The 24,615-nt window shown below is 30.7% G+C and carries 17 protein-coding genes and 2 pseudogenes; 4 read left to right on the top strand and 15 right to left on the bottom strand.

Annotated features, from left to right (window positions below; all coding sequences use genetic code 11):
* Nucleotides 1-48 precede the first annotated feature (48 nt).
* The 9 genes and pseudogenes from OF897_RS01775 to OF897_RS01735 form a co-directional block, all read right to left on the bottom strand.
* Nucleotides 49-735, bottom strand: a complete 687-nt coding sequence (locus tag OF897_RS01775; RefSeq protein WP_267263972.1) for a LysE family translocator — start codon at nucleotides 733-735, stop codon at nucleotides 49-51.
* Between the two features lie 252 nt (nucleotides 736-987).
* Nucleotides 988-1,266: a hypothetical protein gene (locus tag OF897_RS01770; RefSeq protein ID WP_267263971.1), complete on the bottom strand. Its 279-nt coding sequence runs from the start codon at nucleotides 1,264-1,266 to the stop codon at nucleotides 988-990.
* 245 nt (nucleotides 1,267-1,511) lie between these two features.
* On the bottom strand, nucleotides 1,512-3,662 hold the full coding sequence (rnr, locus tag OF897_RS01765; protein WP_267263970.1) for a ribonuclease R: 2,151 nt from the start codon (nucleotides 3,660-3,662) through the stop codon (nucleotides 1,512-1,514).
* A 585-nt stretch (nucleotides 3,663-4,247) separates the two neighbouring features.
* Nucleotides 4,248-4,505 (bottom strand): annotated as a pseudogene (locus OF897_RS21730) (thrombospondin type 3 repeat-containing protein); the annotation flags it as partial.
* 829 nt (nucleotides 4,506-5,334) lie between these two features.
* Nucleotides 5,335-5,589, bottom strand: a pseudogene (locus OF897_RS01755) (thrombospondin type 3 repeat-containing protein); the annotation flags it as partial.
* Nucleotides 5,590-5,708: 119 nt separating this feature from the next.
* Nucleotides 5,709-7,235 carry a WG repeat-containing protein gene (locus tag OF897_RS01750; protein WP_267263969.1) on the bottom strand — a complete coding sequence of 509 codons (1,527 nt, stop codon included), beginning with the start codon at nucleotides 7,233-7,235 and terminating at the stop codon, nucleotides 5,709-5,711.
* 7 nt (nucleotides 7,236-7,242) lie between these two features.
* Complete coding sequence (locus OF897_RS01745; protein WP_267263968.1) at nucleotides 7,243-7,977, bottom strand: hypothetical protein; 735 nt, start codon at nucleotides 7,975-7,977, stop codon at nucleotides 7,243-7,245.
* Between the two features lie 296 nt (nucleotides 7,978-8,273).
* On the bottom strand, nucleotides 8,274-8,708 hold the full coding sequence (gene rpiB / locus OF897_RS01740; RefSeq protein WP_267263967.1) for a ribose 5-phosphate isomerase B: 435 nt from the start codon (nucleotides 8,706-8,708) through the stop codon (nucleotides 8,274-8,276).
* A 19-nt stretch (nucleotides 8,709-8,727) separates the two neighbouring features.
* Nucleotides 8,728-10,311, bottom strand: coding sequence for a DUF4139 domain-containing protein (locus OF897_RS01735; RefSeq protein ID WP_267263966.1), 1,584 nt, complete (start codon nucleotides 10,309-10,311; stop codon nucleotides 8,728-8,730).
* A gap of 618 nt (nucleotides 10,312-10,929) precedes the next feature.
* On the opposite strand from OF897_RS01735, the gene OF897_RS01730 reads away from it, so the two are divergent.
* The gene (locus OF897_RS01730; protein WP_267263965.1) at nucleotides 10,930-12,120 is read left to right on the top strand and encodes a phosphoglycerate kinase; all 1,191 of its coding nucleotides are present in this window, start codon (nucleotides 10,930-10,932) and stop codon (nucleotides 12,118-12,120) included.
* A gap of 598 nt (nucleotides 12,121-12,718) precedes the next feature.
* On the opposite strand, the gene OF897_RS01725 is transcribed toward OF897_RS01730, so the two are convergent.
* From OF897_RS01725 to OF897_RS01700, 6 genes are all read right to left on the bottom strand, one after another.
* Nucleotides 12,719-13,540, bottom strand: coding sequence for a class I SAM-dependent methyltransferase (locus OF897_RS01725; protein WP_267263964.1), 822 nt, complete (start codon nucleotides 13,538-13,540; stop codon nucleotides 12,719-12,721).
* 113 nt (nucleotides 13,541-13,653) lie between these two features.
* Nucleotides 13,654-15,516: a tRNA uridine-5-carboxymethylaminomethyl(34) synthesis enzyme MnmG gene (gene mnmG / locus OF897_RS01720; protein WP_267263963.1), complete on the bottom strand. Its 1,863-nt coding sequence runs from the start codon at nucleotides 15,514-15,516 to the stop codon at nucleotides 13,654-13,656.
* 261 nt (nucleotides 15,517-15,777) lie between these two features.
* Nucleotides 15,778-16,185 carry an rRNA maturation RNase YbeY gene (gene ybeY / locus OF897_RS01715; protein ID WP_267263962.1) on the bottom strand — a complete coding sequence of 136 codons (408 nt, stop codon included), beginning with the start codon at nucleotides 16,183-16,185 and terminating at the stop codon, nucleotides 15,778-15,780.
* Between the two features lie 4 nt (nucleotides 16,186-16,189).
* Nucleotides 16,190-18,346, bottom strand: coding sequence for a patatin-like phospholipase family protein (locus OF897_RS01710; protein WP_267263961.1), 2,157 nt, complete (start codon nucleotides 18,344-18,346; stop codon nucleotides 16,190-16,192).
* A gap of 2 nt (nucleotides 18,347-18,348) precedes the next feature.
* Entirely contained in the window at nucleotides 18,349-20,796 is a 2,448-nt protein-coding gene (locus OF897_RS01705) for a bifunctional UDP-N-acetylmuramoyl-tripeptide:D-alanyl-D-alanine ligase/alanine racemase (protein WP_267263960.1), read from the bottom strand.
* A 159-nt stretch (nucleotides 20,797-20,955) separates the two neighbouring features.
* A complete protein-coding gene (locus tag OF897_RS01700; protein WP_267263959.1) occupies nucleotides 20,956-21,540 on the bottom strand; it encodes a thymidine kinase in 585 nt (194 codons plus the stop codon).
* Nucleotides 21,541-21,600: 60 nt separating this feature from the next.
* On the opposite strand from OF897_RS01700, the gene OF897_RS01695 reads away from it, so the two are divergent.
* The 3 genes from OF897_RS01695 to fabG all read left to right on the top strand — a co-directional run bounded on the left by OF897_RS01695 (nucleotide 21,601) and on the right by fabG (nucleotide 24,566).
* Nucleotides 21,601-23,037, top strand: a complete 1,437-nt coding sequence (locus OF897_RS01695) for a ring-infected erythrocyte surface antigen domain-containing protein (protein WP_267263958.1) — start codon at nucleotides 21,601-21,603, stop codon at nucleotides 23,035-23,037.
* A gap of 2 nt (nucleotides 23,038-23,039) precedes the next feature.
* Nucleotides 23,040-23,717, top strand: a complete 678-nt coding sequence (gene rsmI, locus OF897_RS01690) for a 16S rRNA (cytidine(1402)-2'-O)-methyltransferase (RefSeq protein WP_267263957.1) — start codon at nucleotides 23,040-23,042, stop codon at nucleotides 23,715-23,717.
* Between the two features lie 105 nt (nucleotides 23,718-23,822).
* On the top strand, nucleotides 23,823-24,566 hold the full coding sequence (fabG, locus tag OF897_RS01685; RefSeq protein ID WP_056027660.1) for a 3-oxoacyl-[acyl-carrier-protein] reductase: 744 nt from the start codon (nucleotides 23,823-23,825) through the stop codon (nucleotides 24,564-24,566).
* Nucleotides 24,567-24,615: the final 49 nt, after the last annotated feature.

Genomic DNA, 24,615 nt, shown 5'->3' with positions numbered 1-24,615 from the left:
GTAAAGTTTGCAGGGATTTTTTTAATATTGGATATTTCTAACTGATATTTATTTTTCCTTTTTGTATTTCAATTCTTTTTTTTCGGCTTCTTCCAGACGTTTATCAAATTGATTAAACATTTTGAAACTTTGAAGGAATATAAAGAAACTGAAAATAATCAAAACAACTCCAACTCCTTTTCTAATATTGTTTGCCAATTTTTGTGTGAGTCTGTCATGAAACTGTTTTGCAAGGAAAATTTTAGCAAAATCTATCAAAAGATAGGTTGTAATAACGATTGCTAGATATAAAATAAGTGTTTCTGTATCCGGATATTGATTTCTCACCCCAATTACTGTCACTAACCAAAAAAGAATTACTCCTACATTCAAAAGATTTAATAAAAAACCATTGAGAAATGTTTTAAAGTAATTCTGACTGATTATTTTCTCTTCTCCGGGCATGTGCATTTTGGTTTTCGTAACCATCATGATAATTCCGTAGGTGAGAATAAGAATTGAGGTAATTCTGTAAAATCCTGGATGTTTGTCGATTAAATCAACAATATCTGCACTTGCATAATAAGCCGCAATAATGCACAACAAATCTGCCGTAATAACACCAAAGTCTAATGCCAAAGCATGTTTTGGACCTCTTGTAAAGCTGGTTTCGATTAACAGAAAAAAAATAGGCCCGATAAAAACGAGACTCAGCATAAAGCCTAAACCTATGGCAGAAAATATGAGTTCAAACATTAAAAATTTGTTTCAAACCCAAATTTAAAGATTATATTTTTATTGGAGTTTTAAATAAAGAATTTATTGGGTTTATACATTGAATTTATTTCTAAACTTCTCGTTGATTTTGCAGATTAAACAGATTTCTATCATTAAAAAATCTGCGTACTTAGCTTTATCTGCGTGAAATTAACCACTATTAAAAAAATTAGGATTTCAAAAACAAAAAAAGACCGCAAAACTGCAGTCTTTAAATTATTGTATTAAGTTTTAAAAATTCAAATAATTATCAGGGCAATTTTTATTATAAACAAATTTAAAATCTTTTCTCACTTTTAATCCAAAAATACCTCTTTCAAAAGTGTAAATGATTTCATTATTACCCCACATTTTTTTGTAATCAATAAAAAAACTTCTTGTCATATAAGAATATTTATAGGCATCTCCACTTAAATAAATATAGGTGGTTTTGCCTTTTTGATGACTATTTCTTCCACCAACTTCAGCAATCATGTTCTTAAAACAATATGTTTCTTTTTGGGGATTCATTCCCGTAAAATAATTTATCATAAAAAAAACATTAACTAAAAATGGAAAAATGACTCCAAAAAAGTACTTCTTATCTTCATTTTTAATCTTAATAATTTTTTTATTAATAAATCTGTTAATAATCACACAAAGTAAACCGATAATTGCAACAAACCAATAAAAGTTGAGAACTGTTTTAAAGACTATTGTGACCAGTAAAACTATGTTTAAAATACTAAAAATGATTGATTTGTCAACTTTCGTCATTATTCAACAATCTTAAAATCAAGTTGTTTTGCAATCAAATTTGCTTTTATAACTTTTATTTGAAGCTCGTCACCCAATTGGTATCTGTTTCCTGTTCGGGAACCATAAACGGCATGAGTCGTTTTGTCGTAGGTATAAGAATCATCCATCAAATCTCTCAATTTAATTAAACCTTCAGCTCCATTTTCAGGAATCTGAACCCAAAAACCAAATTCTGCGACTCCGGAAATTACGCCTGTGAACGTTTCTCCCAAATGTTTTTCCATGAATTTTACCTGCATGAATTTAATTGAATCTCTCTCAGCATCGGCTGCCAAACGTTCTCTGGCGCTGCAATGTTTAGATTTTTCTTCTAACTCATTTCTGTCGGGAGATTTTCCTCCATCCAAATAATGCTGCAACAATCTGTGAGCAAGCAAATCGGGATAACGACGAATAGGAGAGGTAAAATGCGAATAATAATCGAATCCTAAACCGTAGTGACCAATCGGTTCGGTAGAATAAACCGCTTTGCTCATGCTACGCATCGCCAAAGTCTCTATCATATTTTCTTCTCCTTTTCCTTTAACGTCTTTCAACAAAGTATTTAACGATTCTGCTACTTTTTTGGTGTTTGCCAAATCTATTTTGTATCCGAAAGTGGAAACAAAATCTCTTAAAGCTTCCAATTTTGCAGGATCCGGATCGTCATGAATTCTGTAAATAAAGGTATTTCCGTTTGGTCTTCCATTTTTCAGCGAAACAAATTCTGATACTTTTTTATTTGCCAACAACATAAATTCTTCAATCAAATGATTCGAATCTTTGCTGATTTTAAAGTAAACTCCAATCGGCTGATTATTTTCATCTAAATTGAACCGAACTTCACTTCTGTCAAATGTAATTGCACCGTTTCTGATACGTTCACCACGCATGATTTTGGCTAATCCGTCCAAAACATTAATTTCTTCCTGCAAATCGCCTTCTTTGGTCTCAATTCTTTCCTGAGCTTCTTCATACGTGAATCTTCTGTCGGAATGAATGACCGTTCTACCAAACCATTCTTTCTGAATTTCAGCTTTGTCATTCAATTCAAAAACTGCTGAGAAAGTATATTTATCTTCATTCGGACGAAGTGAGCAAACATCATTACTCAAAACTTCAGGAAGCATCGGTACAACTCTGTCTACAAGGTAAACTGAAGTTGCTCTTTCATACGCTTCATCATCCAAAATAGTTCCCGGAACTACATAATGAGAAACGTCTGCAATGTGAACTCCAACTTCCCAATTTCCGTTTTCAAGTTTTCTCATCGATAAAGCATCATCGAAATCTTTGGCATCTTTCGGGTCAATTGTAAATGTTAAAACATCACGCATATCCCAACGTTTTGCCGCTTCTTCATCTGTAATTCTACGGTCGATTTTATCAGCATCTCTTTCCACTTCTTCAGGGAATTCGTATGGTAAGCCGTATTCTGCAAGAATAGAATGGATCTCAGTTTCATGATCTCCCGGATTACCTAAAACCTGTAGAATTTCTCCTTCAGGATTTTTGTCTCCGGCTTTCCATTCTGTCATTTTTACAACGACTTTATTACCGTTTTCAGCTCCGTTTATTTTTCCTTTTGGAATAAAAATATCTGTGTTGATTGTTTTTTTATCACAAACTACAAAACCAAATTCTTTATGAGGAACCAATTGGAAAGTTCCCACAAATTCTGATCTTTTTCTTTCCAGAACTTCCAAAACGGAACCTTCCAATTTCTTACCTTTAAAATTGTAAGTAACAATCAGAACTTTATCGCCCTGTAAAGCGTCTTTCACGTTTTTTGAGTGAACAAAAATATCTTCTTTTAAATTCTCTACAGTAACGTAAGCATTTCCGCTTTGGTTGAAATCAATAGTTCCCGTTAAAGTACCTTCAATATTAAGATTAATACTGAATTTGCCTTTTTCGGTTTCTTTAATTCTTTGGTTTGCCAACAATTTGTGCAAAGCCTGAATTACCATTTCTCTTTGACGAGGATTTTTGTGATCAATTCCGTCAGAGATCTGTTTGTAATTGTATAATTTGGTTTGATTTTGATTCATAAATTTCATGATCAATCTTCCGATTTCCATTAATTTATGATCGTTTTTCTGACTTATATATTTTTTCTTTTTTGCCATTTTTTAATTTAATTGTATAAAGGTATTTCCTTTAGCTTGTAATAGAAAATATTTTCTTTCTAAATCTGAATTTTCATTTACCTTGACAAAAATTTCATCATTTCCTTGAAAGAAAATATATATCTGAAAGCTTTTGTAAGGGTCAATTTGTTTATTATCTAATTCTTTAAAATTATTTTTTGCATTATAAAAAGTTATTCCTTCACTTTTTTTAGAATAAATCTTTTTAAATGATTGTATTTTTTTATTTACATCTTCATTTTCGCTGTATGGAAAAACGATCTTTGAAGGAAATTTATTCACAAATTTTGTAAAATTTCTCTCATTCCAAAACAATTCTGAAGCCAAATTTACTCTTAGATTTGTTGGAGAGTAATCTGTTCTATCCTGTCCACAACCCGCCATTTGTGAAAAACTTGCGATTTCTAAGGTAATCATTTTTGATTTAAATCCTTTTAAATCAATTTTATTAAAAATAAAATCTGCAAGCTTATCGTAATCGAAATTTTTTGTTTTTTCTAAAAATTTCTTTCTTATTTCATCCAATTCTTCTTTCGAATAACTGTGAGATGGATAAAAGTTTTTCTTAGGACAACCCTCTTCAGCGGGTATTCCCGGAATTGTAGGACACGCATCATCTTTATCTAAAATTCCATCTCCATCTGTATCCGGCCAAGGGCAGCCATTATTTTCCGGAGGTCCTGCAACTGTAGGACAGGCATCATCTTTATCTATCACTCCATCTGCATCAAAATCCGGCCAAGGACAACCATCATTTTCTGCGGATCCTACTTCTTTCGGACAATGATCTAAATAAAATAAAACACCGTCTCCATCTTCATCCGAAAGACATATTTTTTTGCTAAACTCTTTTTTGCATTTTTTGAAAGCTTCTTTGTCAATAATTTCTTGCCCATTCGCAAAGAAAATTATCAGGAAAAAGAAGAAAGTGAAATAGGTTTTCATCAATATTAATTTTTACTTATGTACTAAGAACTAATTCTTTTTTCATTTCATTTTATTGTATGTGTGAGATTAAACCTTACAATTTCTTGATAGTTTTTTAATCTTTTAGTTCATTCCATTTCCCCTTACTGTATTCCAATTTTTTAGTTAGGCCGTATAAACCTCCAGAATGAGGAGTATAAGTAATCTCTAAAATGTAAGGGCTCAAAAACCTTATATCTATTCCAATTGTGACTGAATTAGGTTTAACCTTTTTTCGTCCTTTAGGAAAAATATACGATGTATTTCCAGAATAATTCATTTTCAAGTAATTGTGTAATTCTTCTGATAAAATTGCACTATAACTATTGTCATACTCTTTAAATAAATATTTGACGGATATAACAACATTATTTTTTTGGGAAAACATTTCTAATGCTTTATTATTCCAAAATTTAGTAACTAAAAAATTATACTCATCTGTATTTCTGCTACTTGTACAAGTCGGAACGTAATTTCTAGAATAATATAGACATGAAGGGCCATAGTCTAAAAATTTTATATAGACCTGATCTACTTTTATATTTTTATTTTTCTCTGTAAAATATTTTAATAAATTGCTACTTAGTTTATTATAAAGATTTTCAATTTTTAAATTATCTTCTCTAAACTTTTCAAACTTTAGTTTCTCTTCTTCATAAAATTGGGTACAATCCAGTTTTTGAATCGGACAACCATGATTTTCTACCGCTCCTGAAACTGTTGGACATGCGTCTTCCATATCCCAAATACCATCTCCATCAGTATCCGGCCAAGGACAGCCGTTATTTTCCGAAGGTCCTGCAATTGAAGGACATGCATCATCTTTATCTAAAACTTCATCACCATCTGAATCTGGCAAAGGACAACCATGATTTTCTACAACTCCTGATTCTTTTGGACATTGGTCTAAATAAAATAAAACACTATCTCCATCTTCATCCGAAAGACAAATCTTTTTGCTGAACTCTTTTTTGCATTTTTTGAAACCTTCTTTGTCGATAATTTCCTGTGAACTCGCACAGAAAATAACAAATAACGAAAAGAAGGTTAAATAGATTTTCATTGACTCTTGTTTATGATTTTATATAAAAAATTCAAATCTTTACTGTAAAACTCGTCCGTACTTTGTTTAGATTCTTTGTCATAGTTGGTTATTTTATATTTCCCATCATTTTCTGGCTGAAAATATCCTTTTTTATCTTTAAATATAAATTTTTTCGATGTAAGATTATACACAAAAAAGTATTGATCAGGATGTTTGTAACAGTTTGCAAATAAGAAATTATCTTTAATGCTCATTGTTTTTTGCATGCAATTTTTTAAATATTTATCATACAAATCTTTGTCAAAATGCATGACTTCACTTCCTTCTCTGTTGTAAAAAGTAATCTCTATACTATCTGATTTAGGCGATATACTTCTCCATTCCTTTACTAGAAAAACTTCATTTTTTTTGTTTTTATTTTCAATTTGATCAAGAATGTGATAACCTTCGTTAATAAGATTAAAAGATGTAGAACCTTTTTTACTGGGTTTTATATGTATTTTTCCATCAAAACTGATAATGCCGGGTTGAGTATATTTCTTTTCTGTTTGATCTTTATCTAAAAAATACTTAAAAAGTACAGGTATTTCTTTATCTTTTATCTCCTGAAAAGAAATAATTGGAAATGAAAAATTTGCCTGAGTATTTCCTTTTAAAACACTCATATTTTCATTGTATTTAATAATTTCAAATTCTTTTAAAGCCGCAATAATATTTTCATTTCTTTCTCTAAAATTCAGATTTTTATCTATTTCTGTCGTATAAAATTCTCTTTCCTTAGCAAAAATTTTATTATCGTTGAAAATATATGATTTAAATCTCGGTTCAATTTTTCTATTGCTTTTTAGATCAATAAATCCTGTTAAACCATTTGGAGAAGTATAAACTACTATTTTGTTTCCCTGAATTTCTAAAAATTGTAAATGTTTATATTCAAAAGGCAATTCATATTCACTAATATCGTTTTTATTAAACTTTAATACAACATCTTTGTACGTATTAATTTTTTTGTCATTATAGTATGTGAAATACTGGTCATCAACAATGCTTACAATTGCGAAACGTATATTATTTAATTCATAAATTCCGCGATTGTAAGATATTTTTTCAGGGTATTTTTTTTCTCCGTTTTTAGAGTAAATCCCAAACGTTTCATGATCGATATTTGGATTGTATTTATAGGCATACCAAAAGTTATCCGATCTGTAATCTGCTATTTGGTAATTTCTTGAATTTGGTAAAATATTATTAATTTCCCTGTAATTAACAGGTATAATATTTTTCCCGTTTCTTCCATAAACGCCGTACAATGTATCTTTTCTTACGAGAAAATATTTAGTATCAAAAATAGAGATATCATCAAACTCAATTCTGGTTTTAAGATTACCTAAACTATCTTTCAGACCATATTTTTCATTTCTTTCAATAAAAAATTTAGTTTTTATCGCTTCATTTATGCTGTCTCTCAAATAATGGTCAACCTGTCCAAAACTCAGCAAAAACATTAAAATAAAAATTGAAGAAAGATATTTTTTCATCATAATAAAATTAATTTCTTTCTTTTAAAAATATCCACTTTCCATCTTTGTATTGATATAAAATATCCAGTCGATTAAGCTCTTTTTCTTCGTTTGCAACAATAATCTTAACTCTATAAATAATAGAATTTTCTTCTGAAACAGGAAATATATTCATATCCAATTGATGATAATTTTCAGACATCATTTTATCTTTTTGAAGATGAACTTCTAAATTTTCAGTAGATTTTTGATAGAATGAATAATAAAATTCTTTTTTCTTATTATTTAAATCCCAATAAATCCCTTTTAGTAAAGGTTTAATATTGTGTTTTTTAAGATAGTTATTTTCATCATTCATATTTTGCTCAAAAGAAGAAAATGGCGATCCAATCAAAGGAATGATTACTTTATTATCAAAGAATTTTTGAATTTTCAGATAATTATTTTTCTTCCAGACTTTCTCAAAAACTTCATTTTGAATATGCTTTTCGTAATGTTTACATTCATAATAAGAATCGTTTCCACAAATAGAAATAACCGTTTTATAATCAGGATTAAAAACTAATATTTTCCGCTCATCAGACTTTAATTTCTGCAATTCTTTTAACTTTAAAATTTCATCAAAAAGTTTTTCAAAATTTAATTTCTTAAGTTCTTTGGATTGCTTTTCATAAATAGTTTTTTCTTGATCATAAATTTTCTGACAAACTATTTTTTTTCGTCCTAAGACTACTATGACATCCTCAATTTTATCAATCCTCATAGAATCATTTTCCTGTGCTTGAATGCACAAAAAACTTAATAACGATAAAAAAGAAAATACAAATTTCATTTAAAGCTTAATTCTTTAATCAAAAAACATCAATTCCATCTAAAGTTTTCACAATGGAAGTTTCAGTTAAATTTAAAACAAAAAAGTGGAGAAGGAGAGATAAACTTTCAGTTGGAACTTTGAAAGTTTTATGGAATCAACAGCTTGGTAATTACCATTTGACAATGCAAATATATAAAATAAAAAATAAATAAGGCTTGTAATTTGATTTACAAGCCTTTATCAATTTAGCAAAATGCAATTTTATCAACTCTGGTTTGGTGTCTTCCACCTTCAAAATCTGTAGAAAGAAACTTATTTGCAATTTCTATCGTTACTTCTTTTGCAATAAATCTTGCCGGAATAGAAATCATATTTGCATCATTATGCTGTCTCGCCAATTCTGCAATTTCCGGCATCCAACACAATGCACATCTTATTTTCTGATGTTTGTTTGCTGTTATTTGTACGCCGTTTCCGCTTCCGCAAATTAAAATTCCCAATTCATTTTCTCCATTTTCTACTGAAGTTGCAGCTGGATGTACAAAATCCGGATAATCTACGGAATCTGTAGAAAAAGTTCCAAAATCCTGAACTTCAAAGTTTTCTTCCAAATGTTTCTTTAAAATTTCCTTATACTCAAAACCGGCGTGGTCTCCTGCAATAGCAATTTTTCTTTTCATTTTTACTTTTAAATTTATTTTACTTGATATCTAATGTGATTAAATCTTTCGGCAAAGTTACGTTAAATCCGAATTTAATCTTCTTAGTTTCATTAGGTTTTATCTCGAAATTCCAAGTCAAAAACCCTGAACTCTTATCGTAATTAGCATTATCAGGATTTATAGCTTCAATTTTAATATTTTCGGCAGTAGAAACCGGAATTTGATCTTTCATTTCCAAAACAATCGCTGCACTTTTATTATTCTTAACTGTAATTTCATAGGAATAACTTTCAAATTTTCCGTTTTCACCTAAATCTTTAGTTTCCTTATTTACCAGTTCTCTTTTGGTTAGAACATTTGGGTCACTTCCAAGGCTGATCAACATTTCACTTGTTAACTGATTAGTATCAATATTTACAGTTCCAATTTGTAAATCTTCCATAAAAATATCGGCATCTCCAGGTAAAAAATTATACTTAGAATAATCTTTTATTGAAGCTAAAAGGAAGGTTTTATTATCCAATTTTGGAGTAGAAATATATTTATAAGTCGTGGTTACTTCAAAATCATTCAGATCTTCAGTAACTTCTACATCTGAAGGAAGAATAACGTTTTTATCCAAAGAAATTTCTGTTTTCATCGTTCTTTGAGCTATTTTATTTGATTCTCCCAATAAAACGACTTCTTCAATGTTTTTTTCTCTTGGATTTGACTTTACTTTTGGCTTTTGATATACCAAATTAGAAACATATTGATCACGCTCCGTTCTCAAAAACCATCGTTGTAAATCATAAGGTCTTTCTTCAGCACTGAAACTTCCGTTAATCAGTTTAATCGGAATATTTTTAAATTCTAAACCTGTATTTTGTTGAATTTTAGCTTTATAGGAAATTTTTAAAGGAGATTTAATTCCATTTGATTTAATAATATAAAAAGGTCGCCAATTTGCTTCCTGAATATATTGATTAACTTCAAAATTCACGGTTTGTTTTTTATCACTATTAACCTGAAGAACGATAATATTATTATTTTTTGTTTCATCATTTCTTGTGGAAGAATATCTTTTCCCTTCTAATGCTGAAATTTTTGCCTGATTCACAGCAATTTTTGCCTGTAAAGTCTGCTCTTCAAGGTATAAATTCTTTAAAGTTGCTTTATTGAACTCAATCATTTTTATAATTTCAGTAGACGAAGGATTCCCCAATGCCTGATTTTTCTGAATTATTCCAATAGAATTTCTTGTCAATAGCAACTCTTGATCGAAATCTTTGTTGATTTTTCTATAAACTTCAATACTGTCATTCAACAGTTCTGTTTTTTTATTCTTTCCTAATTTATCAGCATACAGAGTGGGATTATTGCTGTAAGATTCATATTTAATAAGAGTAATCTTTTTGTCTGGTTTAAAAGAAGAAATTTCAATTCCTCGGTTTCTTCCAAATTCATTGACAATAATAAAATTTTTCCCAGGAACGACCTCTGCAGAGAATGATTGTTTCAGCATTCCACCATTTGAATAGATTTTTGCTTCTCTAATTTTGGAATTCGTTGTAGTATAGTTTTCCTGTCCGAAGCAGTTAGAAATAACCAATACAAAAGCCAATACATTGATTTTCACCATATTTAAAATTTTAAAATTTTGATTTTCCGCAAATTTTAATAATTGTTAATTAAATTCTAACAAATTGTTAAAAGCATTGTGAATAAGTGTGGAAAACTTTGTTAAAAATAATGTTTTTTTTAATCCGAAAATTGATTAATGAAAGTTGCTTCCAAATTTTCAGACAGAAATTTTCAAAAACTTTCATCACACAATTCTTTAGTTTTTCCATAAATAGGTTATTAAGAATTGTAATCGTGGAAAAGTTATCCATATTTGTTGGTAAGTGTCCGAAAAATCAGATTTCCAGCATTTTATTTTGTTAATTAAATATGAATTATAAATAAATTGAGTGTTATGAAGTTTTAACTTTAAAGTTATCCCCGAAACTCACAACACTTAACAACAGTATTCATTCTTTCCTTTTAAAAAAAAGAAGATAGTGTTGATTGATGAGTGTTGCTTTGTTTAGAAAATTTTGAAAACTTTTGAAAGATTCGATTTTTTGCGAGACTTTAAAATCTTACATTTGTGAAACAAAATCAAAAAGAATTTAAGAAATCGACCTGCCTCTCCAGTTTCTGTGAACTGTACATGCAAGTTGATTTTCTATGACTGTAGAAATTAATATAAGTGCATATGAAAACAATCAATGATTTCAATTTTAAGGATAAAAAAGCTCTTGTAAGAGTAGATTTTAATGTTCCGCAAGACGACCAGCTGAAAGTTACAGACAACACAAGAATTGTTGCTGTAAAACCTACAGTTGATAAAATTCTTAAAGATGGAGGTTCTGTAATTTTAATGGCTCACTTAGGAAGACCAAAAGGAGAGGTTAAGGATGAATTTTCTTTAAAACATATTGTGGAAGAGGTTTCTAACGTACTAGGAAAAGAAGTAAAATTTGTAAATGAGTGTGTTGGTGAAAAAGCTGAGCAAGCTGCTTCTGAATTAAAAGCCGGAGAAATTCTTTTATTGGAAAATTTACGTTTTCATAGCGAAGAAGAGAAAGGTGATAAAGCTTTTGCTGAACAACTTTCTAAATTAGCTGATGCTTATGTGAATGATGCTTTTGGTACAGCTCACAGAGCACATGCTTCTACGGCTGTAATTGCTAAATTTTTCGAATCAACTAAATCTTTCGGTTTACTGATGGCTAAAGAACTTCAGGCAATCGATAAAGTTTTAAAAAACGGTGAAAAGCCTGTTACAGCGATACTTGGAGGTTCTAAAGTTTCAACTAAAATTACCATTATAGAAAATATTTTGCCAGCAATCGACAACTTAATCATTGGTGGTGGAATGGCATTTACTTTTATTAAAGCTTTAGGTGGAAAAATTGGAACTTCACTGGTTGAAGAAGATAAATTACCTCTTGCTCTTGAGATTTTAGGAAAAGCAAAAGAACATAATGTAAAAGTTTATCTTCCTTCAGATACTATTATTGCTGAAAGTTTCAATAATGATGCTGAAAGAAAAGAAGTAAGTATCTATGAAATTCCTGAAGGTTGGATGGGATTGGATGCTGGTGTAAAATCCAGAGACCAGTTTAATGATGTTTTACTTAATTCAAGAACTATTCTTTGGAATGGTCCAATCGGAGTTTTTGAAATGTCAAATTTTTCGGCTGGAACTATTGCTTTAGGTGACAGTATTGCTGAAGCAACAAAATTGGGAGCTTTCTCATTAGTTGGAGGAGGAGATAGTGTAGCTTTTGTTAAGCAATTCGGTTATGGTGAAAAAGTAAGTTATGTTTCTACCGGTGGTGGAGCAATGCTTGAAAGTCTGGAAGGTTTAGAACTTCCTGGAGTTGCTGCAATCAATAATTAAGAAATTTTTATTTTTTATAAATTTTAAGTCTGTTGGAATTTCCGACAGACTTTTTTATTTTTCTTTAAAATCAATTAAATTTTTATTTTTCATGAAAAATGTTGGAAAATTGACTTTCAGAAATATGCTTAAAATCCATAAATAGATTTTTCTAAAGTATTTATATATAAATTTAAAATAAAGCTTAAAATAGATGGTTTTTGTTAGAATTTACTTTTTAAAACTCAAAATTTACAATTTTTTTCTATTTTTATCTTGTTCTAAAACTAAACAGTGAATTTTTTCTTTTAAAACTTTCAAATTTAGTTTATTTATTTTCAATTTAAAGAATGATAAAAATTTAGCCTTTAAATTAATAATGTAAATTTTCAGAAGACACTATAAATTTTTAAGATCTCCTTATTTAATAATCAATGAAATATTTTATATGAAATAGTAATAGGGTAGGAGAGAAGTAAAACTTTCAGATTCTTAACAATAAAATAATTTAAATTGATAGTTCTAAAAACAAAAACTCAATAAAGATTCCTGAGTTTTTAAAATTTTATGATGTAAATGATAAAAATTAACCTTTAGAAATAGATCAAAAATCGATTTTCTACTTTTTTTCGATAATGTATATCAAACTTGAAAATTCGTTAGAAAAAAGGGCTTTTATGTTAGAAATCGTTCCGTAGACTGTTGCTTTTAGCCAAAAAAGAGGAGATTTCTTGTATTTTTCGCTCAACATCGAGATATAATACGAATCTAAAACCAAAGGTTTAATTTTTCTCATTTTCCAATTTGGCTTCTTTGAAATAAGATTTTCCATTCCTTTTTTAGAAAAATGATAAATGTGTCTTGGTACATCGTAAGCTGCCCAATACTCTTTATAATGTTTTGCATCGTAAGAAGTAGGGTTGGGAACAGCGATAATTAATAAGCCTTTTTCTTTTAACTTCTTATTGAAAATTTCAAGCATTTCATCTTTATTTTCCACGTGCTCAAATACATGCCAAAGTGTAATTGCATCCAAACTGTGATCTTCAATTATATTGATATTATCTAAAATTGTTGCTTTTAAAATCTTATTTTGAGCAGCATTTCTTGCATCAGAATTGGGCTCAAATCCGAAAACTTCAAAATCATTTTCTATATATTTTACAAATTCTCCTGCACCGCAACCATAGTCTAAAACTTTTGAACCCTTATTAATTCGATCTAAAAGTATTGTTTTTTTGTACTGTAAATTAAAAGACTGAAGAAATTTATATAGTTTTTCTTTTAAACTTCCTGAATCTTGATGATGAGAAATATAATCTTCACTTTCATAATATTTTGAAATATTAGATGGAATAGGGGAGGTTTTAAAAACACCTTTTGTATCTGTTTCTTTTATTTCAAATATTTCCTGTGAGAGAAAATGATCTTTAATTTTCATTTGAATTATTCTTTTAAATAATAAAATTAAGATATTTAGAGGCTTTAATAAGCTCAGAAATACCTTAAAATTTGCTTTTATTTTATCTATGTTTCACGTGAAACATTTTGTACTTAACGTCCTAAATAGACCAGTAAAACATTTATATCAGCAGGAGAAACACCACTAATTCTTCCAGCTTGAGCAACTGTTTTTGGTCTGACATTGTTCATTTTTTGCTTAGCTTCTGAAGATAAACTTGATATTTTTAAATAATCAAAATCCTCAGGAATTTTCACATTTTCCAGACGGTTGAGCTTTGCGACATTCTCTTTTTCCTTTTCAATGTAACCTTTATATTTGATATTTACTTCAGCCTGTTCACGAACTTCATCAGTGAATTGAGAAGTGAATTCTCTGATTGTATCAATTTCGTCAAGCTTTTCTAATGTAATATTTGGTCTTGTAAGGAATTGTGAAGCTCTGTAAGCTTGATCTACAGGATTACTTTCCATACTTTCTAAGATAGGATTAATTATTCCCGGCTTTAAAGAAGTTTCTCGTAAAAATGCCTCAAGTTCCTGACTTTTAGCTATTTTTTCTTCAACTCTTCTCAATCTTTCTTCTTTTGCTAAGCCTAATTCAAAAGCTTTCTCAGTTAATCTGATATCAGCATTATCCTGTCTTAAAAGCAATCTATATTCAGCTCTTGAAGTAAACATTCTATAAGGTTCTTCTGTACCTTTTGTTATTAAATCGTCTACTAAAACACCGATGTACGCTTCATCTCTGTTTAAGATAAATTCATCCTTTTCATGTACTTTATTGTGAGCATTTATACCAGCAATTAAGCCTTGTCCTGCCGCTTCTTCATAACCTGTCGTACCATTTATTTGTCCAGCAAAGTATAAATTATCAACTAATTTTGTTTCTAAAGTATGCTTTAATTGGGTAGGAGGGAAGTAGTCGTATTCAATAGCATAGCCAGGTCTGAATACTTTTACGTTTTCAAATCCAGGGATATGTTTCATAGCTTTGATCTGAACATCCTCAGGTAAAGAAGAACTGAATCCGTTTACATATATTTCAACAGTTTTCCAACCTTCAGGCTCTACGAATAACTGATGTCTGTTTCTCTCTGCAAATCGGTTGATTTTATCTTCAATAGATGGACAGTATCTTGGTCCTAAACTTTGAATTGTACCATTGAACATTGGACTTCTATCAAATCCTTCACGTAAAATATCGTGTACAGTTTCGTTTGTATAGACAATGTGACAACTTAATTGCTTAGTTAATTTAGGACTATCTAAATAGCTGAATTTTTGAGGGTTTTCATCTCCTTTTTGTTCTTCCATTTTAGAATAATCAAGGCTTCTTCCATCCACTCTAGGTGGAGTACCCGTCTTCATTCTTCCAGATTCAAACCCAAAAGAAACCAATTGTTCAGTGATTCCAAAAGCTCTTGGTTCGCCCATTCTTCCACCACCTAATTGTTTATCTCCGACATGGATTAAACCGTTTAAGAAAGTACCATTTGTAAGAACAACAGATTTAGATCTGATTTCAATTCCTAAAGAAGTTATTACACCAACAGCTTTATTATTCTCAATAATTAAGCTCTTAACCATATCTTGGAAAAAGTCTAGATTTGGGGTGTTTTCTAATGCATAACGCCATTCTTCTGCGAAGAGCATTCTGTCATTTTGTGTTCTTGGTGACCACATTGCAGGACCTTTTGAAAGGTTTAGCATCTTGAATTGTATCGCAGATTTATCTGCAATAATCCCTGAATATCCTCCCATCGCATCAATTTCTCTTACGATTTGTCCTTTTGCGATTCCTCCCATCGCAGGATTGCAGCTCATCTGTCCGATGGTCTGCATGTTCATTGTAACAAGCAACGTCTTTGAACCTAAATTCGCTGCTGCAGCTGCTGCTTCACATCCTGCGTGACCGGCACCAACTACGATTACATCATATATTTCTGAAATCATATTTTATTGCTTATTTTAAGCCTTAAATTTTAATTTTTATATAAATGTTTCACGTGAAACATTCTTTTAAATTACAAGCTAAATAGGCTTGTGTGTGGGGTTTTTAGCCCCGATTGTAGCATTTGTTTGAGATCATTTTCTTTGATAAAAGATAATAGCGAGTGCGGAAGCGGGATTAAGCTCTTAAATAAATTAAGAAAATTAAAAGATTGTGAAATTTAGATATTATATAATTTCTTAATCACTTAATTTTTCAATTTCTTAATTGTATTTCGCTAAATAAAAATCTTCTTTGCTTCGCATTAATTGCTCTTCCTCTTCGGTTTTATCTTTATATCCGGAAAGGTGAAGAACGCCATGAGCTAAAACTCTTCTCAGTTCTTCTTCGTAATCTTTCGATAGAGTAGAAGCGTTGTCTGAGATGCGCTGCAAAGATACGAAAATCTCACCGTTTATGGTTTTGCCTTTTACATAGTCGAAAGTGATGATGTCTGTGTAGTAATCGTGCTGAAGATAATCTTGATTTACTTTCAGTAAATATTCGTCATCACAGAAGATATAATTGATTTCACCTAATTTTTTTCCTTCTGAAAGAATGATTTCTTCCAGCCATTTTGTGTAATCTGTATTGACAGATTCGGATATGTTTTCGTAAAAGAATTGTATCATGATTTTAAAACCAGTGTCCTAATATAACACTGAATATACCTTTTTGATTGTTTTTGAGAGAGTGACTGAAATTCAGTTTTATTTGCCCGAAAGGAGATTTGTATCCTAAAGTTGCTCCTACAGAACTGTAATTAACTTTTACAGCGTCTTCAAAACTTATATCATCTGAAAGATTAGCAAAAGTGAAGTTACCGCTAAGAAATAAGTTCTTATAAAATTTATACTGCAAATCGTTTGAAATCATCACAACGTTATTCGTATTGAGCTGTGCAAAATAAAAACCTGAAAAGTTTTTGAAATTGATGATATTTTGTTCGAAAATTCCTCCTAATCTGTATTGATAATATTGAGGAAGGTCGTCGCCAATTGTAAGCCCACCATAAAGATTCAGATGATAACTCAATTGTTTTGTGATTGGAACATTTACTCTTACATCTGCTTTAACTTGAATTAAACGTTTTTCGACATCAGATTTAAGTAAATCAATTACTTTTCCTTCGGCATTAAGATAAATTCCTTTTGTTGGAAAATCTCTGTCATCCTGAGTATCTGTTTTTACAAAAACATAAGGATTTAAAAAGCGATTATATCTTTTGTTTGTACCATTCATATCAGCTTCGAAATAATCATGACTAAGCCCTGTTCCGATTGCAAATTTATCTCTCCAAACAGATTGTATGTAAACTTCATTTCGAAGCCATTCCCATTTATCTACATTGATGTTGTTGTCTCCTTTTAAATCAAAACTCATCCCTGAGGAATAAATTCCAAACCCTGGAATATATCCGTTATCAACAAAATAATTTAAATAATATCTAGGTTTATCTCCTATAACTACATCTAAGGAAAGATTTGAATTTTTAAATAATAGACGCTTCGCAGAATAATTTAATAAAAGTCCGGTTTTAAAAATCTCATCATAATGTAAACCAATTTTAAGGAAATGTCTGGCTTCATCTTCGGTTACATATAATTTGAGATAATTGAAATTGTTTTCTGTTACAATATCATAATTGATAAAACGATAATTATTAGTTGCAACCAATTTGTCTAAACCTTTATTAATACTTCCATAAGTTTGCATAGATGGAAGACGAAGCCCCATTTTACCAAGAACGTAGTTTTTACCGTAGATTTTCCCTCCATCTATCGAAATACTATCAATCTTATAAACATTGGAATAAATTGGATTTACGGGCTGTCTAAGACGGTCAAATTCACGTTTTGGAAGTTGATCTAAAACTGCTGAATATTTTAAACCTTCAACATAACCGCTGTCAAGAATTTTTTTCTTGTCGTCATAGCTTGTTGCGGTCATTCCTATTAGATTTGGCTTGATATTGATATCAGTATACTTATATTGTCTTCTCGTATCTTTTTGAATTCCGAAATCAATCACTTGGTTTAAAATCGAAATAATATTATTTAAATCTTCTCTTTTTGAAAGATCTTGATTTAAATCTACACCAATTACGATATCAATTCCTTTTTCTTTCAATGGTTTTGAAGGATAATTTACCGTCATTGCTCCGTCAATATAAATACTGTCACCAATTTTCACTGGATCCATTAATGAAGGAAATGCTGAGCTTGCCATAATTGATTGTACTAAATCTCCCTTTTCAAAAATTTCCATATTTCCACTTTCAAGATTCGTGGCAACACATAGAAATGGAATAGGGAGTTTAGAAAAATCATTCACGTTGGAAACGTTTTTAAATAATTCTTTCAACAGATAGACATTTTTCTGTCCTGAACTAATGGAAGAGGGGAGTGTAATTTTTCCGTTTTTTAATGGAATGGAGAATAAATATTTATCTACTGATTTATTAAAAAATGAACTTTCTTTTCTTGATTTAGGATCTCGGATTAATGAATAAAAATCTGTATCCATCACAATCTTTTCAATTTCTTTTCCAGAATATCCTGATGCATACAATCCACCGACGATTGCACCCATACTTGTTCCTGAAATGTAATCGACTTTTACACCTAAAGAATCTAAAACTTTTAGAACTCCTACATGAGAAAATCCTTTTGCTCCGCCACCTGCAAGTGAAAGTCCTATTCTTGGATTTTTTGGAATGACCAAGTTTTTCTTTACTTGAGATTGAATCAAAAGTAATTGAAATGCAAATAAAAGAATCAGGAGTTTTCTCATAGTTAATCTTTTACATAAATCCGTTTTACACGAGGTGAAATGGAGGTTAATACTTCATAAGTGATGGTTTTACAGTATTCTGCAAATTCTTTTAAACTTGGTTTTGCATTAAAAACGGTAACGGTATCACCTTCTTTTACATTCGGAATATGGTCAACATTGATCATCATCATATCCATGCAAATGCTTCCTACAATGGGAGCTAAGTGTTTATTAACGCCAACATTTCCGATTTGATTTCCAATTAATCTCGGAATTCCGTCTGCATATCCAACGGGAATTGTGGCTATTTTTGTATTATGATCAGCTTTAAATCTTCTGCTGTAACCAACAGATTCTCCGTTTTCTACTAAAGAAATTTGTGATATTACGGTTTTAAAACTTACAACAGATTGTAATTGTTTTTGTATTTCACTATTTGGTGACTCTCCCAACATTCCGATGCCAATTCTCACCATATCATATTGATGATTGGTGTAGCTTGTAATTCCTGATGAATTTAAGATATGTCGGATAGGAGTGTATTTCAATTTTTTAATCAAATAGCTTGAATTTTTTTCAAATGTTTCCAGCTGATTTAATGTAAACTCTTTCTCCTCTGGTATATCTGAAGACGAAAGATGACTGAAAATACTTTGAACTTTTACATTCATTTTGTCTAAAGTTTCGCTCAGCTCATTTAACTCGAAACCTTTAAAACCAAGACGATGCATTCCTGTCTCAAGCTTTATGTGGATAGGATATTTTTTATCAAAACCCGATTTTTGAACCGCTGCGTAAAACAATTCTAGAACACGGAAGCTGTAGATTTCAGGTTCTAAATTGTATTCAATCACTGTGTCATAGCTGTGTTGCTCAGGATTCATTACAACGATAGGTACCGTAATTCCTTTCTTTCTAAGCTCAACACCTTCATCTGCGAAAGCAACTCCAAGATAATCAATGTGATGGTGCTGCAAAAATTCTGAAATTTCATAACTTCCTAATCCATAAGCGTTTGCTTTTACCATTGCCATCATTTTTGTGGCTGGTTTAAGTAAGGATTTATGATAATTAATATTATGCAGAAGTGCATTTAAATTAATTTCTAAAACTGTATCATGTTTTCTAAGCTCAAGTAAATCTTTTACTTTTTCAATCTCAAATTTTCTTGCACCTTTCAGTAAAATGATTTGATTTTCTAGTTCTGTAAGATGTTTACTGTCAATTAATTCATGAGTATTAATGAAAGTATATGTTTTAGATTTAAATAAATCACTGAAATTTGATATTTCGTTGCCGATTAAGAAAACAGAATCAAATTTTTGTTCGTTTACCAAATCTGAAACTTCTTCGTATAATTCTTTAGAATTAAAATTGACATCAAAAATATCAGTTAAAACCAAAGATTTTTTAGATTTATTGTATTCATTTAAAAACTGAAGTGCGGTTTTCAATGAATCTAAATCAAGATTAAAGGAATCATTAATGATGATATTGTTTTTTATTCCTTCAATAGCTTCAAGTCGCATTTCAACGGCCTTTAAAGTATTGATTTTTTCAACAATCTTTTGATTTTCGATTCCTAGCTCCTTTAGAACTGTTACAAGAGCCAAAGCATTGGTTAACGTGGCTTCGTCTCTTTGATGAACAGGGAAAGAAATTTCTTCGTCAAAATATTTTACAATAAGATTTTCTTCTTTTGAATTTAAATTTTTAAAGTAAACCTGATTATTTTCTTTAAAACCGTAAGTGATTAATTTTTTACTTGAATATAGATTATTTATTTTATTTAAAACCAATTGATTGTCTCCATTAAAAATAATCACTTCAGAACCTTTAAAAAGTTTGATTTTTTCATCAATCAATTCTTCTTCCGATTTGAAATTAGCAAGATGAGCAGTTCCAATATGCGTTAGTAAACCAATTTGAGGGCTAAAAATCCTTTCAAGTTTCTGCATCTCATCAGGTTTCGAAATTCCTACTTCAAAAATTCCAAGTTTGTGAGAATCATTAATCTGAAGGAGAGAAAGTGGAAGACCAATCTGAGAATTGAAGCTTTTCGGACTTTTTACGGTCGGAAATTCATTCCAAAGGCATTGGTAAAGCCATTCTTTCAAAATCGTTTTACCGTTGCTTCCGGTAATTCCAATAGATTTTAAAAGTGAATTTTCGAAATGAAATTTGGCTAATTTTTGAAGAAATTCCACAGAATTTTCAACAATAATCCAATTGACATTTTCAAACTGAGGAAAGTGGTGTTCTGAAATAATCACGTTGATTCCTCTGTCAATCGCAGATTCAATAAACTTTTCTCCGGAATTTTTATTCGTGTTGATGGCTATGAAAGCAGTATTTTTCGTAGAATAAATAATTCTACTGTCAAAAGCTATGTTTTTTATAACTAAATTTTTATCACCAATGACTTTTGCGTTGGCAATCTCTGCAATTTGTTTGATGGTATAATTCATTGGTGCCCTTTCTGCTTATTTTTTTGGTGTTATTGGTTAATCGCAAAGGCGCAATTTTTAATTTAAGTAAGTTATTTATTTAAAAGCACTTCGGCAGGCTAAGTGTGATAAAAAAATTAAAAAATAAATTTGATTTCAAAGAATTAATTTGCCTTAACCTTATTTCTTATTTAAAACTTCTTCCACAAAAATCCTTCTGCTCACAGCATCATAAGCTTCTGTTTCTCCCAATTCTACAAGGTCTTTTCCGGAAGACGTTCTCATGGAATAATTGGCTAAATTTCCTGTTCTTCTGCAAATGGCGTGAACTTTCGTCACATATTCTGCTGTTGCCATCAAATTCGGCATTGGTCCGAAAGGTCGTCCAAGAAAATCCATATCCAAACCTGCAATTACTACTCGAATTCCGCTGTTTGCCAATTGATTGGCTATTTCTACAATGCTTTCGTCAAAAAACTGAGCTTCATCAATTCCTACTACATCACAATTTGATCCCAATAAAATAATTTCATTAGGATTTTCTACAGCAGTGCTGCGGATTTTATTTTTATTATGTGAAACAACATCTTCTTCAGAATATCTTGTATCTGTTTTAGGTTTAAAAATTTCCACATTCTGCCCCGCCATTTCTGCTCTTCGTAATCGTCGGATCAACTCTTCGGTTTTTCCGGAAAACATTGAGCCACAAATAACTTCCATCCAACCGCTCTGTTTGGAATGATTAATTGTATTTTCTAAAAACATTTGTTAAATTAGCCGTAATATTTTAACATCAAAAGTAAGCAATTTTAATAAGAATCTACGATGCAGAACATTCAAGATTTACAGGATAAGATTTTTTTTGAATCTAAGAATATCATTGATATTTTAGGCAAAACAAACAACGTTGACGAACTGATTTCTAAGCACGATCTGCTGAATGATCTTGCCGAAAAAATTGCTTTTTTGAAATTGTTGAATAAAAATCTGGAACATTACAGCCAAGAAAATTCAAATTTTTCTAATTATCAGAGAACTGAAGTTTTAATTTCAGATCATTTGGTAACAGAAGAAGAGGCAATTTTCAACAATGAACTCAAAGAAATTGGTTCCGAATCTTTTGAAGAAACTGAAAATAATATTTTGGTAGAAGAGGAGGAAGCTATTTTTAATAATCAACTGAATGAAATTATCGAAAGCGATTTCCATGAAAATGTTGTTCAGTTAGCAGAAGAAAATCAACCTGAAGCGAACGAAAATTTTGTCTCAGATGAAATTTCAGATCATTTGGAATTGGAAGAAGAAGCTGTTTTTAATAACCAATTGAATGAAATTGATGAAGAACCGGAAAATACCGATCAAGTTTTAAGTTTTGTAGATGAAGACCGAATTCTTGAAGATTCTGAGCCTGAAAGTGATGATGATTTTATTGAAGAAAGTTTCAACAATGAAGTTACAGAAGAAGAGGTAGTTTTTAATGATCAATTAAATGAAATTACTGAAGAGGAAATTCAGAAATCGGATTCCGCAGAAACAGAAACTCATGTTATTGCTGATATTTTTGCAACGGAACAAAATGAAGATGAAATTTTGATTGAAGAAACAGAAAGTGAATATCAATCAAATGATTTTAATCATAATCAGGAAGAAATTATCACTGAAAATTCTAATGTTGAAGCGATTTTAACTGAAATTAAAAAAGATTCTGAAGTTGAAGAAATTAAAGCTGAAGAAATCGAAGTAAAATCTGAAGATTCAGACAGAAGGAAAATTGTTGATATTGATAAACCATCAGAAGTAAATCAGGAAAATCTAAAATCTGACGAAAGTTTCGAAAATATTGAGGCTTATCGTCAGGAAAAGAAAATAAAACTGGCCAATATCAGAGGTTTAAAAAATATTCAGACCTTGTTTGATGATGATCCTTTGGAAAGAGAAACTCCGCATGAAAAAGTCGAAATTCCAGTTGTAAAAGAAGACACCGGAAGTTTGATTAAAACCAATATTCCGATAAACTTTATGGAAGCTGAAAAGCAAAGACCAGAATTCAGACTTGATCTGAACGATAGAATTGCTTTCACAAAAGTACTTTTCGGCGGAAGTCAGACAGACTTAAATGATGCCGTTTCTGAGCTAAACAGATGCAGAAATATTAACGAAGCCAAAGAATATCTGAGCGAGCTTTATTACGATAAAAAATGGGATAAAGTGGATGAATATGCGCAAAGACTTTGGTTATTGGTAGAAAATAAATATATTTAATTTTGAGTGGAATTCTATATTTCGTTCCCACACCGGTCGGGAACTTAGAAGACATGACTTTCAGAGCCATAAAAGTGCTGAAAGAAGTCGATTATATTTTGTGTGAAGACACACGAACTTCGGGAGTACTTTTGAAACATTACGAAATTTCAAAACCTTTAAAATCTTATCATTTACATAACGAGCACACTGCAACGGAGAAAGTGATTTCTGATCTTCAAGCCGGACAAAATATTGCAATTATTACAGATGCAGGAACTCCGGGAATTTCAGATCCGGGTTATTTATTGGCAAAAGCTGGTTCAGACAATAATATAGAAATGATTTGTCTTCCGGGAGCAACAGCTTTGATTCCTGCTTTGGTAGTTTCAGGTTTGCCAAATAATGAATTCTTGTTTGCAGGATTTTTACCTCCCAAAAAAGGCAGACAAACAAAATTGAAGCAGCTTGCAGAAGAGAAAAAGACTATTGTTTTTTACGAAAGTCCGCATAAAATCAACACTACTTTAGAGCAAATAAAAGAATTTTTTGGGGATGAAACGAAAGCGAGTTTAAGCAGAGAAATTTCAAAAAAATTCGAAGAAACAAAAAGAGGAACAATTGATGAACTGATTGAGTTTTCTAAAAGTAAAACTTTGAAAGGAGAGATTGTGCTGATCGTAAATAATTCACTAAAATAAAAGAAAATAAGCTGTTGATTTATCACAGACAGCAAATTATAATATCTTTGCAAACTGATAATTTACACCACTAAATTATTTAAGTTTAAAATAAATAATCATTATATGAAACTATTAGAAGGAAAAGTAGCGCTAATAACCGGAGCTACAAGAGGAATCGGGAAGGGTATTGCCGAAATTTTTGCTCAACAGGGAGCGAAAGTGGCATTTACTTATGCCGGATCTGTGGAAAAAGCGAAAGAATTAGAAACTGCTTTAAGTTCTGTAACTCAAATTAAAGGTTATCAGTCTGATGCTTCAGATTACGATGCAGCTCAAAAATTGGTAGATGATGTAATGGCTGAGTTTGGTAAAATTGATATTTTGGTAAACAATGCTGGAATTACAAAAGATAATCTTTTGATGAGAATGTCAAAAGACGATTGGGATACAATTATCAAGGTTAATTTAGATTCAGTATTCAACCTTACGAAAGCGGTAATTAAGCCGATGATGAAAGCGAAATCGGGTTCTATCATCAATATGACTTCTGTAGTTGGTGTAAAAGGAAATGCCGGACAAGCAAATTATGCTGCTTCTAAAGCTGGAGTTATCGGATTTACCAAGTCTATTGCTCTGGAATTAGGTTCTAGAAATATCCGTTGTAATGCAATTGCTCCAGGATTTATTGAAACTGAAATGACAGCTGCTTTAGACGAAAAAACAGTTCAGGGATGGAGAGATGGTATTCCTTTGAAAAGAGGAGGACAGCCTGAAGATGTGGCAAATGCTTGTGTTTTCTTTGGTAGCGAAATGTCTTCTTATATTTCCGGTCAGGTTTTAAACGTTGACGGAGGAATGTTGACTTAAGAAAATTTAAAATTTAAATACAATCCCTTTCATAAACTTTATGAAAGGG

Origin of the sequence: Chryseobacterium formosum (assembly GCF_026460885.1) — a bacterium.
Taxonomy (GTDB): domain Bacteria; phylum Bacteroidota; class Bacteroidia; order Flavobacteriales; family Weeksellaceae; genus Chryseobacterium; species Chryseobacterium formosus.
Note: the sequence above shows the minus strand (reverse complement) of the source record. Positions and strands in the feature narration are given on the sequence as shown.